Below are 16971 nucleotides of genomic sequence, written 5' to 3' on the forward strand. Positions count from 1 at the left end.
ACTACCTTGAGGCATGACCAGCGCGACCCCGCCCGTACCGGGCGGCCCTGATCCTGCCGGCCCGGGCTCTGCACCCCCAGACTCTGCCGGCTCCGGCGCAACCCTCACCCCTGGCTTCCACGGCCGGGCACGCCCCGAGGGTGTGATCCTGCCCCCGGGGCAGTACGCGGAGGAGGGCTTCCCCGTCCTCTCCGCCGGCCCCACGCCCAACGTGAACACGGCAACCTGGACCTTTACCGTCACCAACGAGTCGGGCATCGCGAAGTCCTGGACGTGGGCGGACCTGATGGCGCTGCCCCAGGACGAGGCGACCGTGGACATCCACTGCGTCACCCGCTGGTCCAAGTTCGGGACCCGCTGGCGCGGGGTCTCGCTCGACGTCCTGCTCGCCGACGTCGACTCCACCGCGGACTTCGCGATGGTCGGCTCCTACGGCGGCTACACGACCAACCTGCCCGTGGCCGACCTGCTGGGCGGCAAGGCCTGGATCGCGCACACCTTCGACGGCGCGCCTCTGCACCCCGAGCACGGCGGCCCGGCGCGGCTGCTGGTGCCGCACCTGTACTTCTGGAAGTCGGCCAAGTGGGTGCGCTCGCTGACCCTCATGCCGACGGACCGCCCCGGCTTCTGGGAGAAGCTCGGCTATCACGACCTCGGCGACCCCTGGCGGGAGCAGAGGTACCAGGGTGACTGACGCAACCGGCGCGCGGCTCGGCGAGCGTTACGCCGTCCGCTCCGGATGGCAGGTGGCCACCCTGGTGGAGCGGCGGATCGAGAGCCCGTCGGCGGCGACCCTCGTGCTGGACGTGCCCGGCTGGCCGGGTCACCAGGCCGGTCAGCACCTCGACGTGCGCCTCACCGCGCCCGACGGATACACCGCCGAGCGGTCGTACTCCGTCGCGAGCGGTCCGACGCTTGGGACCGGTCCGACGCTTGGGACCGGTCCGGACGAACCGAGCACCGGGCGCGTCGAGATCACCGTCCAGAGGGTGCGCGACGGCGAGGTGTCCCCGTACCTGGTCGATGCCTTCCCGCTCGGGGCTGCGATCGAGGTCCGCGGTCCTATCGGCGGATGGTTCGTCTGGGACGCCGCCCGCGACGCCGGCACACCGGTGTTCCTCCTGGCGGGCGGTTCCGGTCTGGTCCCGGTGATGTCCATGGTCCGGGCCCGGCGTCTGGCCGGGGACCGTACGCCGTTCCGCCTGATCTACTCGGTTCGGACGGCGGAGGACCAGCTGTACCCGGACGAGCTGGAGGCGCACGCCGTCCGTGGCGACGGCTTCGAGGCCAGCACGATCTTCACGCGAGCGGTCTCGCTCAAGGCACTGCGCGGCCCGCGGCGCCTCACCGCCTCCGAACTGGCTACCTGGGGCTGGCCGCCGGAGCTCGAGCCGCGGGTGTACGTCTGCGGGCCCACGGGGTTCGTCGAGGCGGTCTCGCGCATGCTCGTGGCTCAGGGGCATGACCCGGCCCGGGTTCGCACCGAACGGTTCGGCCCGGCGGCGGGGTGACGGCGGGGGGCCGGACGTGACCGTGGGGCCGGAGGAGAGCGTAGGGCTGGGGGAGGGGCGCAGGGCTCCGTCAGGATGCCCCGGATCCTGTCGGCTCCGTGCCGTCGAGCCACATGGGTTGAAGGACCGGACCGCCGTCGGGCAGATGGATGAGCACGGCGGGCAGCGTCACCCGCAGCCGGCGCGACACGCGCGAACGGGTCGTCACGACGCGCGCTCCCAGCTCGCCACCGGACCCGGGACGACGACGAACAGCGGGTGGGGCGTCGGCGGCTCGGCCGAGACGATGAGGGCGCGGTGCACGGGGGAGCGGGCGGCGAGCTTGTGCAGGAGGTGCTGCCACTCGCGGTCGAGCTGGCCGGTGGTCACCACGATCCGGGCGATGTCGCGGATCTGCCCGTCCAAAGGCTGCGAGATCCGCCGCTCGTCGAACCGGTACCCGCGCCGGGTCGCCTCGTCACGCACGCCGTGCAGATAGGCGGAGATGGCGGTGACGGGCTGCGGGTGCTCCCGGAACCGGTCGAGCTGCGGGTGCGCCGTGTACCCCTGGGTGCGACCGAGGAGCACCGCCTGCGCGAGCAGGCCCTCCCGCCAGCACGCGGTGAGGCCCTGCCGGTCGAGCAGGGCCGGATTTAGCGACCAGAGCCGCATGGGCCGGCACTCCTTCGACGGTTGTCGGATCGGACCCGCCCAATTTAGCTAGCCAGGCTATCCTCAAGCAAACGACGCAATAAGGTGAGCGGGGTAATATTCGACTGTGGATCCCGAACCTGTGCCGCGTGACCAGGCCGAGCTCTCGATGATGGATCCGCGCGTGATGGATCGGGACCAGGAGCTAGTGCGGCGAGCGGGCATGGCCGACGCCGACGTCGACCAGGTGGTGGGCGTGCTGGAGGCGCTGCGGCGGTGGAAGGAGACCGAGCGCCGCATGAGCGAGGCCTCGCGGCGGTACTGGAGGCTCGGCGAGACGGACATGCGCGCGCTGCGCTTCGTCATCGCGATGCAGAACCACGGGCGCGTCGTGACACCGGGCGCGATCGCCGAGCACCTGGGCATCACGACGGCGTCGACGACCAAGCTGATCGACCGGCTGGCCGCGGGCGACCACGTGCGGCGGTTCCCGCACCCGTCCGACCGGCGCAGCCTCGCCATCGAGGTGACCGAGGAGGCCCGGCGGGCGGCGCGCGAGACCGTGGGGCGCAGCCACGCCCGCCGGTTCGACGCCGCCGCGCGCCTGACCGTACGGGAGCGGGAGATCGTCACCCGCTTCCTCGACGACCTGGCGAGCACCGACGACGGCCAGCCCGCCGACCAGGTGCACGCCGAGCAGGGCGGGGAACGGTAACCCCGATCCCCGCCCTGCTCGGCGTGGGCTGATCCGCTGCCTCAGACCTCCAGCAGCACCCGTACGTCCCACGGCCCGAGCGTCAGCTCCGCACCCGCGCCCAGTTCCTCGCCGCTGAGGACGTCGCGCACCGCGCCGGGCAGAACGAACGTGCTCGGGTCCCACGACCACGAGTGCACGAACCGCACCCGCTCACCGGCGGGGTTGGTCGCCCCGGTCACGGTCTGCGAAGGCGCCTGCGGCCGCCACCGCGGTGCGTCGGACAGTGCGTCGGACGACTGTGAGCCACCGATCGCCTCGGGCCCGCCGGCCGACGTCGTCCCACCCTGTACCGCCTGCCCGCCGTGCTCCACGGCCCAGGCCAGCACCGTCCGGGCGAGTGCCGGATCGGGGATCGTACCGACGGTGGTGACCCGGCCCGAGCCGTGCGCGCGGGTGGTCACGGCCGGCCACCGGCCGAAGTGCGGGTGGTCGTAGCGGACCAGCACATCGGCGTCGACCACCTGCAGGCCGTCGACCCAGCTCGTCGCGTGAGCGCCGACGGGGAGGTCGAAACCATCCGCGCCGTCCACCGCGAGCGGCGTGTCGATGCTCGCGAACTCGTCGTAGAAGACACCAGCCGCCTCGCTCAGGTGCGCGGGCTTGCGCTCCGCCCGCGCGCGGGCCTCCTCGTCCTCGTACCCGGTGCGGATGCCCAGCACCAGGTGGCCGCCGGCAGCCGCGTACCGCTCCAGCCACCGGAGCCAGGCGTCGTCGGCGATCGTGACGCCGGCCGCGACCAGCACCGGCTGCTCGGCCGCGACCGCCTCGGGGCTGCTGTCGGTGAGGTGGGCGTCGTGCACCACCCGGGACTGCAGGCCGGCGTCGAACGCGCCGCGGTAGAAGGCGTCGAAGATGCGGTGGTAGCCGCGCCGGTCGGGTCCGGCGCCGCCGCCGATCTGCGGGAACTCCGCCAGCGACCACTTGCTCGGGTTGGACCAGACGAGCGCGACGTCGGCGTCCGGGGTCAGGTTCGCCACCGTGCTGCCGGCGGCGCGCAGCTCGGCGCCCAGGGCCGCGAGCTGCTGGTACACGCGCCCGGGCTCGAGGGAGTGCGGGAGTATCCCGCCCCAGTAGGTCTCGGTGCCGTAGGGCAGCGTGTGCCAGTGCCAGTACTCGATCATCGTGGCGCCGCGGGAGACCAGCGCCCAGGCGACCTGTCGCCACTGGCCGTCGTACGCCGGCTCGTGCTGCCACGGGCCGCCGATCGCCTGCGCGTTGGTCTCCGTGACGAGGAACGGCGCCTGCTTCGAGGAGTACATGCGGTCGGCCGTCGCGTACAGGGACCACGTGCCCGTCGTCATCCAGGAGTCGTCCTCGTCGACGGTCGGGGGCAGGGCCAGATGGTCCCGCATGCGGTAGTACGGGTTGCCCGCGGTGACGTCGAGCTCGCGCGTCAGCGCGTCGTCCTGCACCGTCGGGCGTTCGTAGGAGATGCACGTGGTGACGAACTGGTCCTCGCGCGCGTACTCCCGGACGACGTCGGCCTGCCAGCCGATGAAGTCGGTCGTGAGCTCCGCCTGGAACCTCCGCCAGGCGAGCGCGTACTGCGGCTGCGCGTTGCCCGACGGCGTCCAGAGTTCCGCCCAGGTGGACAGCCGGTGCGACCAGTACGTCAGGCCCCACTCGTCGTTCAGCCGCTCCACGCTGCCGTACCGGGTGCGCAGGTGGTCCACGAACCGCTCGAAGACCTGCCGGTTGTGGAAGATCTCGTTGCCCGGCTCGTTGTCCACCTGGTAGCCGACGACGGCGGGGTGGCGGGCGTACCGGGCGACGACGGCACGGATGATCCGCTCGGCGTGGAACAGGAACGCCGGGTGGGTGTAGTCGATCTCCTGGCGCGCGCCCCAGCCCATCGAGCTGCCGTCCTTGCGCACGACGTTGATCTCCGGGTACAGCCGCGCCAGCCACATCGGCACCGCGTAGGTCGGTGTGCCGAGCACCACCTTGATGCCCCGCTCGTGGGCGCCGTCGAGCACGGGCTGGAGCCAGTCGAGGTCGAAGCGGCCGTTCTCCGGCTCCCAGGTGGACCAGACGGACTCACCGACCCGGATCACCGTGAAGCCCGCCTCGACCATCAGGTCCAGGTCGCGCGTCAGCCGCCGGGCTCGGCGGTCCTCGGTGCCGAGATCCTTTGGGCGGTGGTACTCGTAGTAGTAGGCGGCGCCGAACAGGACTCCGTCGTTCAGGTGTTGTGCGCTCATGCTGTCCTCTCGGGTGGTGGTGCTCGGTGGCTCGCTGGCACCTGTCAGACCCACAAGTCCACTCCGGTGACCTGCGGTTCTGACACGTCCGCGGGTTGCGGTCGGCGGTCATTACGGCGGCGGGGCCGCACTCTGGCGGACGACCAGCTGGGCGGGGACGAGCCGGCGCCGCTCGGCCGGGGGCCGGCCCTCGATGGTGCGCACCAGACGGTGCACGGCCAGGCGGGTCACCTCGGCGAAGTCCTGGCGCACCGTGGTCAGGGGGGTGGAGAGGAACTCGGCCTCGGGGGCGTCGTCGAAACCCACGATGCTGACGTCGCCGGGTACGCGCAGGCCCGCCTGCTCCACGGCACGGATCGCGCCGATCGCCATGTGGTCGTTGGCGGCGAAGATCGCGGTGACATCGCCGAGGCGCAGCAGCTCGGTCGTGGCCTCGTGCCCGGACCGGGGGGTCCAGTCGCCGTGCATCACCGGCGGCGCCTCGATCCCGGCGTCGGAGAGGGCGCTGCGCCAGCCCTCGACCCGCCGCGCCGTCGCCGCCCACCCCTCGGTGCCGCCGATGTGGTGCACCGTGTGATGCCCGAGGGCGAGCAGGTGCTCGCTCGCGGACCGCGCCCCGGCGATCTCGTCGGCGCCCATCACGAGCTCGTCGGGTCGCGCGTCGGTCTCGAGCGAGCCGGGGACGGGCGAGTCGAAGCTGAGCACGGGCAGCCCGTTCGGGATGCGCAGGTCGGGACGGCCCAGGTCGATCGGCTCGGAGAGCACGAGGCCCGCGATGTCCTGGGTGACGAGCTCGTCGATGGCGGCCTGCAGGTCGGCGACGCGGTTGCCCTGCGTGCGGGCGACGCTCAGGTAGTAGCCGGAGCCGCGCAGCGCGCTGTCGACACCCTCCAGGATCGACGCCGGTCCGTACAGCGACGTGCTCATCGTGACCATGCCGATGCGCTGGTTGCGCCGGGTGACCAGGGCGCGCGCCGCCGCGTTCGGCCGGAACCCCAGCTCGTCGATGACCGCCTGGACCTTGGCCCGGATCGCGTCGGCCACGTGTGGTTCGCGATTGACGACCCGCGAGACGGTCTTCTGCGAGACCCCCGCGCGGCGGGCGACGTCGGTCATCGCCACCCGTTCTGTGGCACCCCGTTCTGTGGCACCCATGTGCAGCTCCCTTGCTGGCGTCTGACTACGTAGTCAACGCGCGAGAGCCAAGCACGGCCTTGACTACGTAGTCAAGGCCGTGGCTGACCCCGGTCAGGACAGCGTGATGCTGTCCAGCTCCGCGTAGCCCGTACCACCCGGGAAGTGCGGCGAGCCCTTCGCGAGCCGGATCACGTTGTACCCGGCCCGCAGCGAGACGGTGACGTTCGTCGTCGCGAACTGGCCCCAGCCCGCCGTCGGCGGATAGGACACGGTCGAGAGGGCGCCGCCGTTGTAGGCGAGCCCGTGGGTCGACGTCGACCCGGTGCCGTTCGCGTACCGGACCGCCATCGTGTAGCTACGGGCCGTCGGGACGTTCACCGTGAAGTCCACGAAGCTCTGCGAGCGCATGTCGGCGGCGCCGTCGATGCCGCCCACGTACGAGCCGTTCGAGGCGCCCGAGGAGCTGCGCGTCTGCGCATTCACCACGTTCGCGTTCTCCGCCTCGTAGACCTGCTGCCAGCTCGACGTCGGCCCGCCGGCCGGCGTGACGACCACCTGGTAGGCGCCCTCCGCCGTCATCCCGTTGACCGGAACGGTGACGCTGCCGTTCGAGACCTGCATGGTCGACGTCGACAGCACCGTCGGGGCCGCCACGTGCGTGTTGCGGCCGCTGCCGGGCACCGCGTTCACCGTCACCTGGACCGATGACCCGAACGAGCCGAGCCCGTTGACCCGCACGCTGTTGTTGCCGCTGTCCCCGCCGAGCACGACGTTGACGATCTTGCGGCTCGAGTCGTACGCCGCGACGCCGTCGAGCCAGCTCTGCGGCGTCGTCCGCACGACGTTGCCCGCTTGTCCGCCGTACCAGCGGTAGGCCCAGTACGAGGCGGTCGGCTGACCCTGGAGCGTGAACAGGCCGTCGAACGTGCCCGCCTCGAACCAGTACGCGCGGTGCGCCTCCCGCGCGCCGTGCCGCTCCAGCACCGAGATCCAGTGCACGGCCACGCTCGGGATGTCCATCTGGTTGAACGAGTTGTACTCGTTGATCGCGATCGGGCGCGGGCTGATGCCGAGCTGGTTCTCGAGGGCCCGGTAGTCGGCGACGTGGTCGTCGAACGAGTTCCAGTCCATGTCGCCGAGCTCGTGCCAGACGATGACGTCGGGCAGCGTCCCCGTGTCCCGCGCGTGCGTCAGGAACGACAGCATCCGGTTGTGGTTGTAGGTCGCGTCGCTCGGGCCGACGATCGGCGTCACGGGGTCGAGTGACCGGACCAGGCGGAACGTGCGCGTCCAGCCGTCATTGAACGATCCCGCCGCGGCGGTGTCCCACGTCCAGTCGGGCTCGTTCCACAGCTCCCAGCCGCGGATGTTCGTCGTCGTCGTGGCTGCGAGGCGGTCCTGGACCATGGTCCGGACCTTCTGCTCCCAGTCCGCCCAGCCCTGCCACCGGTACGGGAACGTCGGGTAGATGTCCGGCATCCGGATGAGCTGCTGCGCGCCGGCGCGGGTGATGTTGTCCGCGACGTGGAGCGAGTCGCAGCAGGGCTCGGTGGCGCCGTTGCCCAGGTGGGTGGTGCCCGGCGCGGGCTGCGTGAACCCGTTCGGGCTCAGTGGCAGGAGCTGGGCAGTGGTGGGCTTCGTGTCCGAGCCGACGCCGTACAGGCCGCCCGCCCCGACGTGGGTCACCGGACGAACCACCGAGCCGACGTCGACGGTGAGCGTGTTGCCGGCGGCCGCGGCCGGACCGGCGGGGGAGACCAGCGTGGCCCCCAGGACCAGGGCGAGAACGCTGATGCGGGACAGGGCGCGCCGAGCCGGCGCGCGCCTGGGCAGAGCTCGTTTCATGGCGTCTCCTCGTTGAGATCGAACCTTGCGGTGAGCTTGTGACAGGCAGTTCTTGTCGTGTGGATCTTGTAGTCGGAGTGCGAACCGGTTCGACGTTCCGGCCTGCCATGACGCTAGTTTCGAACGCCGTCCGCCGCAAGAGTCCCAAATATTCGATCTTGGTTCGATCTTGCGAAGGGTGGATCGGTGTGGTTAGAGTCGAACCGGTTCGCAACGGATGCGAGCCGAGCAGCTTCAGAGCCGAGCAGCAGTCGAGCGGCGGTCGAGCGGCGGAGTCGAGCAGCACAGAGGAGGCGGAGTGGCCACCATCGGGGATGTCGCGCAGGCGGCGGGGGTGTCCCGCAGCACGGCGTCGTACGCGCTGTCGGGCAAGCGGGCGATCTCGGCGGACGTGCGCCGTCGGGTCGAGGAGGCCGTGCGGCAGCTCGGCTACACGCCGAACGCGGGGGCGCGGGCCCTGGCCACGTCGCAGACGATGGTGATCGGCCTGCTCGCCCAGTTCCTCGAGGACGAGTTCGCGCCCGCGATGCTCCAGTACATGCTGGGCGTCTCCAACACTGCGCGCGAGCTCGGCTACGACATCCTCCTGGTGTCCGACGCCGACGGCACACGCGCACTGCGCCGCATCACGGACTCGCGCATGGTCGACGGCATCGTGCTGCTCAACGTTGCCGAGCGGGACGAGCGTCTGCCGATCCTGCGCTCCGCGACCCAGCCGGGTGCGCTCGTCGGGCTGCCCGCCGACTGCAGCGGGGTGGACGTGTTCGACCTCGACTTCGAGGAGGCGGGCCGCCTCATGGTGGACCACCTGCACCGCCTCGGGCACCGCGAGGTGGCGCTGGTGTCGCAGCCCGAGCACGTCATCGAGCGTGGCGGCGCCTACGTGTGGCGCCTGCAGAACGCCGCGGTCGAGGCGGCCAAGGCCCGCGGCATCACGCTGCACACAGTCGCCGGGTCGTCGCACCAGCCCGACGTCGGCCACGATCTGAACGCCTTGCTCGACGCGCACCCCGGCGTCACGGGGCTGCTGATCAACAACGAGGCGGCGGCGGCCGCCCTGCCCACCGTCCTGCACGAGCGCGGGCTGACGGCGCCCGAGGACCTGTCCGTCGTCGGGCGGTACTCGGACGAGTTCGCCCGGACCTTCTCCCTGCCGTACTCCTCGATCGAGAGCGCCCCCGACCGGCTCGGCCGCATGGCCGTGCGCCAGCTCGTGCGCCGCATCGAGGGCGACGTCGCGGCCGACGAGCCGCACGTCGTGCGCTTCGTGACGCCGGAGCTCGTCGACCGCGGCAGCACGGGCGCGCCCCGGACGGCCTGACCGCACACCGAGCCGGTCCCTAGCACGCACAGTTCACCCCACGTCACACACAGCACCCCCAGCCGGTCGACGACGCCGTCGGGCCGGACCTGTTCAAGGAGGAACCATGCACCACCCGAGGCGCAAGCCCACCACCACCCTCGCGGCAGTGGCCGCACTCTCACTGGTCGGCGTGCTCAGCGCCTGCTCGTCCGGCGACCCCGCCGGGGGCGGTAACGATGCCGGCGGCGACGACAGCACCTACACCTGGTGGGACCCGTACCCCCAGCACGACGACGCGTCCGACTGGACCGGCCGCGTCCAGGCCTGCGGCGAGGAGGCCGGCGTCACCATCGAGCGCACGGCCTACGACACGACGGCGCTGACCAACCAGGCGCTGCTCGCCGCCCAGGAGGGCACGTCGCCCGACATCATCCTGCTGGACAACCCGGCGGTCTCGACCCTTGCCGACACCGGCATACTGACCACGGTCGACGAGCTCGGGCTCGACGTCTCCGGCGTCGACGAGAACCTGCTCGCGGCCGGCGTCGTCGGGGGCGAGACGTATGGCATCCCGATCGGCGCGAACACGCTGTCGCTGTACTACAACGCGGACATCCTGAAGGAGGCCGACGTCGACCCGGCGTCGATCACCGACTGGGCCTCGCTCACCGAGGCCCTCGGGAAGGTCACCGACGCCGGAAGCAAGGGCATCACGTTCGCGGGTATCGGCACCGAGGAGGGCTCGTTCCAGTTCCTGCCCTGGTTCTGGGGCGCCGGCGCCGACCTGCGCGACCTCGACTCGCAGGAGGCCGTCGAGGCGCTCGAGCTGTGGAAGGGCTGGCTGGACGAGGGCTACGCGCCCAACTCCGTGATCAACAACTCGCAGAACACCGTGTGGGAGGAGTTCCTCACGGGCGACTTCGCCTTCGCCGAGAACGGGACGTGGCAGGTCAACAGCGCGGCCGAGGCGGACTTCGAGACCGGCATCGTGCAGCTTCCCGCGCGCGACGGCGGCGTCGCGCAGGCACCGACGGGCGGCGAGTTCATCCTGGCGCCCGTCCAGGAGGACACCGCGCGCTACGACGTCACCCGGCAGATAGTCGAGTGCATGACGACGCCCGAGGGCTTCGTCGAGACCGCGAACACCTTCGCCTACTACGTGCCGCCGACGGCGGACGGGCAGGCCGCGCTGGTCGAGGAGAACCCGGACCTCGAGCCGTGGGTCGAGGCCGTGCGCAACGCGAAGGGCCGCACGAGCGACGACCTCGGCACCGACTACCCGGTGATCTCCGAGGCGCTGTGGACCGCTGTCCAGAACGCCTTGTCCGGCGCCGCCACCCCGGAAGAGGCCCTGAAGACGGCCCAGACAGAAGCGGAAACGGCCACCAGCTAACCGCACCCGCCTTCGTTCAGCGCTGGATATTCGCCCCGAAAGCGCCCGTCGAAGGGCGAATATCCAGCACTCAACGACGGCGGGGAGCTGCCCCGTCCGACACCTACGAAGGAAACCTCTGATGACTGCCATCGAGGCGCCCGCCACGGCGGGCGCGCCGCCCGGCGTCGGCCGGGCGCCGGCCGCACGGCGGCGCCGCCGCGGGCCGGCCGCGTCCCAGTGGGCCGCCGTCGGCTTCGCCGCGCCGCTGCTCGTGTACCTGATCCTCTTCTACGCCTATCCGCTCGCGCGGAACATCGACCTCAGCGTCCACGACTACACGATCCGTGCGTTCGTCCAGGGCAACGCCGAGTTCGTCGGGTTCGAGAAGTACGTCGAGGTGTTCACCTCCTCGACGTTCCCGACCGCGCTGTGGAACACGGCGGTCTTCACCGTCGTCTCCATCGTGTTCCAGTACGCGATAGGCCTGGCGCTCGCGGTGTTCTTCCGGTCCGGGTTCCAGCTGTCCGGCGTGCTGCGCGCGATGTTCCTCGTGCCGTGGCTGCTGCCGCTGATCGTCTCGGCGTCGACGTGGGCGTGGATGCTGAACAGCGACAACGGCATAGTGAACTCGGTGCTGGCGGCGTTCGGCGCGGAGCAGATCAACTGGCTCACCTCCCCGGACACGGCGCTGGTGTCGGTGATCATCGCCAACATCTGGCTCGGCATCCCGTTCAACCTCGTGATCCTGTATTCCGGCCTGCAGAACATCCCGGGGGAGGTGTACGAGGCCGCGTCGCTGGACGGCGCCGGCCCCTGGAAGCAGTTCTGGAGCATCACGTTCCCGTTGCTGCGCCCGGTCTCGGCGATCACGATCCTGCTGGGCCTGATCTACACGCTCAAGGTCGTCGACGTCATCTGGATCATGACCACGGGCGGGCCGGGCGACGCGTCGACCACGTTCGCCATCTGGTCCTACCGGGAGGCGTTCGGCACCGGTCAGCCGGACTTCTCGCCCGCCGCCGCGGTGGGCAACCTGCTGATCCTCATCGCGCTCGTCTTCGGGTTCCTGCACCTGCAGCTCCAGCGCCGTCAGGAGGACTCATGACCAGCCTCACGACCAGCCCTCGTCCGATGCGACGAGCAGGGGGAGGGCTACAGCGAAAGCCCTGGTGGAAGACCGCCCTCGGCGTCGTCTTCACCGTGCTCATGCTGTTCCCCGTCTACTGGATGGTGAACGTCTCGCTGACGCGGACCAGCGACCTGCGGGCCGACCCGCCGCACTGGTTCCCCTGGGACCCGACGTTCGAGGGCTACACGGCGGTGTTCGGCCAGCAGCTCCCGGCCCTCGGGACCAGCCTGCTGGTCGGGCTCGGCTGCGTGGTGCTCACCGTCGCGATCGCCGCCCCGGCGGGGTACGCGCTCGCGCTGCTGAACCTGCGCGGCGGACGCACGCTGAACTTCCTGCTGCTGGTCGCGCAGATGATCCCCGCCGTCGTCATGGCGATGGGCTTCTACGCGGTCTACAACAGCCTCGGCCTGCTCAACACGGTCGGCGGCCTGATCGTCGCGGACTCGACCGTCGCGGTGCCGTTCGGCGTCCTGCTGTACACGGCGTTCATGTCGGGCATCCCGCGCGAGCTGCTGCAGGCGGCGCGGGTCGACGGCGCGGGGCCCTGGCGCACCTTCCGCTCCATAGTGCTGCCGGTGAGCCGCAACTCGACGCTCACCGTCGCGCTGTTCGCGTTCCTGTGGGCGTGGTCGGACTTCATCTTCGCCTCGACCCTGAACCGCAACGGCGAGCTCATCCCGATCACCCTCGGCATCTACAACTACATCGGCAACAACACGACGCAGTGGAACGCCATCATGGCGACCGCCGTGGTCGCGTCCGTGCCGGCGACGATCCTGCTCGTCGTGGCGCAGCGCTACGTGGCGGCGGGTGTCACGGCCGGCGCGGTCAAGGACTGACCGGCGTCGGCACCCGGAAGACCGCGCGAGACCGCGCGAGAGACCCACCGCCCGCGAGACCACACCCGAGAGACAAAGGGACCCGTGACACAGCATTTCTCGACGCGCACCGCCGCGTCCCAGCACCGGGAGGCCCAGGCACGCCCGGTCGACCCGGTCGGCCCGCGCCGCGGGCTCGGCGTCGGTGAGCTGGTCCTGGACGGCGGCTTCTGGGGCGCGCTCCAGGAGACGAACGCGCGCGCCACGCTGCGGCACTGCCTCGACTGGATGGAGCAGCTCGGCTGGCTGGGCAACTTCGACCGCGTCGCCGAGGGCGCCACGGGCGGGGAGCGGCCGGGCTGGCAGTTCTCCGACTCCGAGGTGTACAAGCTGCTCGAGGCGCTGGCCTGGGAGCACGGCCGCACGGGTGACCCGGCGGTCGAGGCGCTGCTGAACAAGGTCGTCGACCGGGTGGCGGCGGCGCAGGACGAGGACGGCTACCTGAACACGTGCTTCGGGCACGCCGGCCAGGCCGGCCGGTACACCGACCTCTCGACCGGCCACGAGCTGTACTGCACCGGACACCTGCTGCAGGCGGCGGTGGCCCGCGTGCGGACCCTCGGGCACGCGGTGGGTCGCGCGGCGGGCGAGGACCGGCTGGTCGAGGTCGCGCGCCGCGCCGCCGACCACGTGTGCCGCGAGTTCGGCGCCGATGGCCGGGGCAGTGACGGCCGGGACGGCATCTGCGGACACCCCGAGATCGAGCTCGGCCTGGCCGAGCTCGGCCGCGCGCTCGGCGAACCCCGCTACACCGAGCAGGCCCGGCTCTTCGTCGAGCGCCGCGGGCACGGCACCCTCGCGCCGATCGCGCTGCTCAGCCCCGCCTACTTCCAGGACGACGTGCCGGTGCGCGACGCCGACGTCTGGCGTGGCCACGCGGTACGCGCCCTGTACCTCGCGGCCGGGGCCGTCGACGTCGCCGTGGACACGCACGACGACGACCTGCGCGCCGCCGTCGAACGGCAGTGGACGCGCACCGTGGAGCGGCGCACCTACCTCACGGGCGGCATGGGCTCGCGGCACCAGGACGAGGGCTTCGGCGACGACTGGGAGCTGCCGCCCGACCGCGCGTACTGCGAGACGTGCGCGGGCGTCGCCTCGGTCATGGTCTCCTGGCGCCTGCTGCTGGCCACGGGCGAGGTACGTTACGCCGACCTGATCGAGCGCACCCTCTACAACGTCGTGGCGACCTCGCCCCGCGCGGACGGGCGCGCGTTCTTCTACGCCAACCCGCTGCAGCAGCGCGAGCCCGGCGCGGACGTGCGGCCGGACGCCGTCAACCCCCGCGCCGAGGGCGGCGTCCGGGCGCCGTGGTTCGACGTGTCGTGCTGCCCCACCAACGTGGCGCGCACGCTCGCGTCGTGGCAGACGTACGCGGCGTTCGTCGAGGAGGCGCCTGGCGGTTCTTCCGGCGGCGGTTCCTCGGACGGTGGAGTCGTCGTGTCCCTGGCCCAGTACGCCGCGGGCGACCTGCGGCTGTCGGTCGACGCCCGCGACCCCGGGCAGGCCGGCGGCGAGCTCGCCCTGCGGGTGACCACCGAGTACCCGCACGACGGCCGCATCCGCGTCGAGGTCACGGCCGTCCCCGAGCGGCCGGTCACCTTGCGGCTGCGCGTACCGCACTGGGCGGACGGCGCCACGCTCACCGGCCCCGACGGCTCCACCGCCGCCGTCGGCCCGGGGTGGGCCGACGCCGGCACGGCGCAAGCCACCCTGGTGCTCGGCGACGTGGTGACGCTCGACCTACCTGTGGCCCCCCGCCTGACCTGGCCCGATCCCCGGGTCGACGCCGTGCGGGGAACCGTCGCGGTCGAGCGCGGGCCGCTCGTGCTCGCGCTCGAGTCGGCGGACCTGCCCGACGGCGTGCTGCTCGACCAGGTACGGCTCGACCCGGCGGTCGCGCCTTGTGCGCAGGGTGACGGCGCCGTCGTCCGCGCGCGTGCCGCCGCGCTGCCGGGGGCCGGTGCGGGGACGCCGCCGTTCGCCTCCGAGAGCGCCGCTGACGCCGACGACGGCGGGCCGGCCCTGCTGGACCTGCCGCTCGTGCCCTACCACCGCTGGGCCGAGCGCGGCCCGTCGACGATGCGCGTGTTCATCCCCACGACCCCCTCCGAGGAGACCCGATGACGACCGATCTGCCCGTCCGCGCCGACGCCGCCCGCCTGATCTGGCGGGGTGGCGGCGAGACCCTCGTCGTCGAGCCGTGGGGCCGGGACAGCGTCCGGGTGCGCGCGACGCTCCTGGGCGACGTCGCGGACACCGACTGGGCGCTGCTGCCCCCGGACCCCGAGGCGCACGCCGAGGCCCGTGCCGAGGTCCGCGAGGACGGCGCGACACTCGTCAACGGCGCGATCCGGGTGGAGCTCACCACGACCGAGTTCCACGGCGAGCTGGCCTTCTACGACGCCGACGGCCGGCTCCTGCTGCGTGAGATCGACCGCGGCGGCTCGCTCCAGCTGCGCGCCCGGAACTTCCGCCCGCGGCTCGGCGACGACAGCCACATGCTCACCGCGTCGTTCGAGTCCGACCCCGACGAGAAGCTGTACGGGATGGGGCAGTACCAGCAGCACGTGCTGGACCTCAAGGGCTCCACGTTCGAGCTGGCGCACCGCAACTCCCAGGCGAGCGTGCCGTTCGTGCTCTCCAGCGGCGGGTACGGGTTCCTGTGGCACGACCCGGCGATCGGGCGCGCGACGTTCGCGCGCAACCGCACCGAGTGGCACGCGGAGTCCACCAGGCAGCTCGACTACTGGGTGACCGCCGGACGCACGCCGGCGCAGATCTCCCGCGCCTACGCCGACGCGACCGGGCACGCCCCGATGATGCCCGAGCGGGGGCTCGGGTTCTGGCAGTGCAAGCTGCGGTACTGGAACCAGGAGCAGCTGCTGGAGGTCGCGCGCGAGCACCGCCGTCGTGGCCTGCCGCTGGACGTCATCGTCGCGGACTTCTTCCACTGGCCAAAGATGGGCGACTACCGGTTCGAGGACGAGTTCTGGCCGGACCCGGCGGCGATGGTCGACGAGCTGCGGGAGCTCGGCGCCGAGCTCATGGTCTCCGTCTGGCCGCAGGTCTCGCTCGACTCGGAGAACAACTCGTACCTGCGGCGGAACAACCTGCTGGTGCGCGCCGACCGCGGGCTCGACGTCCACATGTCGTTCGAGGGGCCGAGCAGATTCCTCGACGTGACCAACCCCGAGACCCGGCGCTGGCTCTGGGAGACCTGCCGGCGCAACTACGGCGCGCACGGCATCCGCACGTTCTGGCTGGACGAGGCCGAGCCCGAGTACGGGGTCTACGACTACGACGCGTTCCGCTACCACCTCGGCCCGGCGCTACGGGTGGGCAACGTGTACCCGCAGGCGTTCGCGCGCGCCTTCTACGAGGGGCAGCGCGCCGACGGCGAGACTGAGGTCGTCAACCTGGTGCGCTGCGCCTGGGCCGGCAGCCAGCGCTACGGAGCCCTCGTCTGGTCGGGCGACATCTCCTCGACGTTCGAGGACCTGGCGCGGCAGGTCACCGCGGGCATCCACATGGGCGTCGCCGGGATTCCGTGGTTCACCACCGACATCGGCGGGTTCCACCGGGGCGACGTCACCGACCCGGCGTTCCACGAGCTCCTCGTGCGCTGGTTCCAGCTCGGCGCGTTCAGCCCCGTCATGCGGCTGCACGGCGACCGGCTGCCGCGCGAGGACGTCGTCGCGGCGGACGGCTCTCGGCGCCTGGAGTCGGGCGGCCCCAACGAGCTGTGGAGCTTCGGCGAGGAGGTCTACGGCGTGCTGGAACGCTACGTCCACCTCCGCGAGACCCTGCGCGACTACGTCCGCGACGCCATGCGCGCCGCGCACACCGACGGCCAGCCGGTGATGCGGGGCCTGTTCCACGACTTCCCCGAGGACTCCCGGGCGTGGGACGTGGACGACCAGTTCCTGCTCGGCCCGGACATCCTGGTCGCGCCGGTCCTGGTGGCCGGTGCGCGTGAACGCGACGTCTACCTGCCCGCGGGTTCGCGCTGGACCGACGCCGCCACCGGTCGGGTGCACGACGGCGGCGTGACGGTGCGCGCGGACGCCCCGCTCGACGTCGTGCCCGTGTTCCTGCGCGACGGCGCGCTGCCGGAGGTCGTCGGTCGCACGACGGGTCGGGTGGCGCCGGGCGCGCCCGTGGCCGGGCCAAGCACGGCGGGGGCTGCCTAGGTGCGCCCGGTG

14 protein-coding genes are annotated in these 16971 nt (G+C 71.8%); 9 read left to right on the plus strand and 5 right to left on the minus strand.

Translation table 11 applies throughout. The features are described 5' to 3' along the window. Positions 1 to 13: 13 nt before the first annotated feature. On the plus strand, positions 14 to 694 hold the full coding sequence (locus EW117_RS20850; RefSeq protein WP_129788619.1) for a sulfite oxidase-like oxidoreductase: 681 nt from the start codon (positions 14 to 16) through the stop codon (positions 692 to 694). Beyond that, positions 687 to 1511, plus strand: coding sequence for a ferredoxin reductase (locus EW117_RS20855; protein WP_129788620.1), 825 nt, complete (start codon positions 687 to 689; stop codon positions 1509 to 1511). The genes EW117_RS20850 and EW117_RS20855 overlap by 8 nt, the downstream gene beginning before the upstream one ends. Before the next feature lie 70 nt (positions 1512 to 1581). On the opposite strand, the gene EW117_RS29505 is transcribed toward EW117_RS20855, so the two are convergent. After that, positions 1582 to 1719, minus strand: a complete 138-nt coding sequence (locus EW117_RS29505) for a hypothetical protein (protein ID WP_165362798.1) — start codon at positions 1717 to 1719, stop codon at positions 1582 to 1584. Continuing rightward, positions 1716 to 2162 (minus strand): pyrimidine dimer DNA glycosylase/endonuclease V, encoded by a 447-nt coding sequence (locus tag EW117_RS20860; protein WP_129788621.1) that lies wholly within the window; start codon positions 2160 to 2162, stop codon positions 1716 to 1718. The genes EW117_RS29505 and EW117_RS20860 overlap by 4 nt, the downstream gene beginning before the upstream one ends. A gap of 106 nt (positions 2163 to 2268) precedes the next feature. Here EW117_RS20860 and EW117_RS20865 point away from each other — a divergent pair, with 106 nt between their 5' ends. Next, a complete protein-coding gene (locus EW117_RS20865; RefSeq protein WP_129788622.1) occupies positions 2269 to 2856 on the plus strand; it encodes a MarR family winged helix-turn-helix transcriptional regulator in 588 nt (195 codons plus the stop codon). A 41-nt stretch (positions 2857 to 2897) separates the two neighbouring features. Here EW117_RS20865 and EW117_RS20870 read toward each other — a convergent pair whose 3' ends face one another. The 3 genes from EW117_RS20870 to EW117_RS20880 form a co-directional block, all read right to left on the minus strand. Further along, on the minus strand, positions 2898 to 5099 hold the full coding sequence (locus EW117_RS20870; RefSeq protein ID WP_129788623.1) for a beta-galactosidase: 2202 nt from the start codon (positions 5097 to 5099) through the stop codon (positions 2898 to 2900). A 111-nt stretch (positions 5100 to 5210) separates the two neighbouring features. After that, complete coding sequence (locus tag EW117_RS20875) at positions 5211 to 6254, minus strand: LacI family DNA-binding transcriptional regulator (RefSeq protein WP_207211967.1); 1044 nt, start codon at positions 6252 to 6254, stop codon at positions 5211 to 5213. A 93-nt stretch (positions 6255 to 6347) separates the two neighbouring features. Then, positions 6348 to 8081 carry a carbohydrate-binding protein gene (locus EW117_RS20880; protein ID WP_129788624.1) on the minus strand — a complete coding sequence of 578 codons (1734 nt, stop codon included), beginning with the start codon at positions 8079 to 8081 and terminating at the stop codon, positions 6348 to 6350. Positions 8082 to 8379: 298 nt separating this feature from the next. Here EW117_RS20880 and EW117_RS20885 point away from each other — a divergent pair, with 298 nt between their 5' ends. The 6 genes from EW117_RS20885 to EW117_RS20910 all read left to right on the plus strand — a co-directional run bounded on the left by EW117_RS20885 (position 8380) and on the right by EW117_RS20910 (position 16959). Next, positions 8380 to 9402, plus strand: a complete 1023-nt coding sequence (locus EW117_RS20885; protein ID WP_129788625.1) for a LacI family DNA-binding transcriptional regulator — start codon at positions 8380 to 8382, stop codon at positions 9400 to 9402. A gap of 106 nt (positions 9403 to 9508) precedes the next feature. After that, a complete protein-coding gene (locus EW117_RS20890) occupies positions 9509 to 10777 on the plus strand; it encodes a sugar ABC transporter substrate-binding protein (RefSeq protein ID WP_129788626.1) in 1269 nt (422 codons plus the stop codon). A 121-nt stretch (positions 10778 to 10898) separates the two neighbouring features. Further along, on the plus strand, positions 10899 to 11864 hold the full coding sequence (locus EW117_RS20895) for a carbohydrate ABC transporter permease (protein ID WP_129788627.1): 966 nt from the start codon (positions 10899 to 10901) through the stop codon (positions 11862 to 11864). Then, a complete protein-coding gene (locus EW117_RS20900; RefSeq protein WP_165362800.1) occupies positions 11861 to 12727 on the plus strand; it encodes a carbohydrate ABC transporter permease in 867 nt (288 codons plus the stop codon). The genes EW117_RS20895 and EW117_RS20900 overlap by 4 nt, the downstream gene beginning before the upstream one ends. An 84-nt stretch (positions 12728 to 12811) precedes the next feature. Next, positions 12812 to 14893, plus strand: a complete 2082-nt coding sequence (locus EW117_RS20905; RefSeq protein WP_129788628.1) for a glycoside hydrolase family 127 protein — start codon at positions 12812 to 12814, stop codon at positions 14891 to 14893. Next, complete coding sequence (locus EW117_RS20910; RefSeq protein WP_129788629.1) at positions 14890 to 16959, plus strand: glycoside hydrolase family 31 protein; 2070 nt, start codon at positions 14890 to 14892, stop codon at positions 16957 to 16959. Before EW117_RS20905 ends, EW117_RS20910 begins: the two co-directional genes overlap by 4 nt. The last annotated feature ends 12 nt before the right edge of the window (positions 16960 to 16971 follow it).

This window comes from Promicromonospora panici (genome assembly GCF_900608595.1).
Classification (GTDB): Bacteria; Actinomycetota; Actinomycetes; order Actinomycetales; family Cellulomonadaceae; genus Promicromonospora; species Promicromonospora panici.

What these genes read in the sequence shown, in the direction of transcription:
- EW117_RS20850 (WP_129788619.1), top strand. Translation starts at nt 14, where the DNA reads ATGACCAGCGCGACCCCGCCCGTACCGGGCGGCCCTGATCCTGCCGGC.
- EW117_RS20860 (WP_129788621.1), bottom strand. Translation starts at nt 2,162, where the DNA reads ATGCGGCTCTGGTCGCTAAATCCGGCCCTGCTCGACCGGCAGGGCCTC.
- EW117_RS20870 (WP_129788623.1), bottom strand. Translation starts at nt 5,099, where the DNA reads ATGAGCGCACAACACCTGAACGACGGAGTCCTGTTCGGCGCCGCCTAC.
- EW117_RS20875 (WP_207211967.1), bottom strand. Translation starts at nt 6,254, where the DNA reads ATGGGTGCCACAGAACGGGGTGCCACAGAACGGGTGGCGATGACCGAC.
- EW117_RS20880 (WP_129788624.1), bottom strand. Translation starts at nt 8,081, where the DNA reads ATGAAACGAGCTCTGCCCAGGCGCGCGCCGGCTCGGCGCGCCCTGTCC.
- EW117_RS20890 (WP_129788626.1), top strand. Translation starts at nt 9,509, where the DNA reads ATGCACCACCCGAGGCGCAAGCCCACCACCACCCTCGCGGCAGTGGCC.
- EW117_RS20895 (WP_129788627.1), top strand. Translation starts at nt 10,899, where the DNA reads ATGACTGCCATCGAGGCGCCCGCCACGGCGGGCGCGCCGCCCGGCGTC.
- EW117_RS20900 (WP_165362800.1), top strand. Translation starts at nt 11,861, where the DNA reads ATGACCAGCCTCACGACCAGCCCTCGTCCGATGCGACGAGCAGGGGGA.
- EW117_RS20910 (WP_129788629.1), top strand. Translation starts at nt 14,890, where the DNA reads ATGACGACCGATCTGCCCGTCCGCGCCGACGCCGCCCGCCTGATCTGG.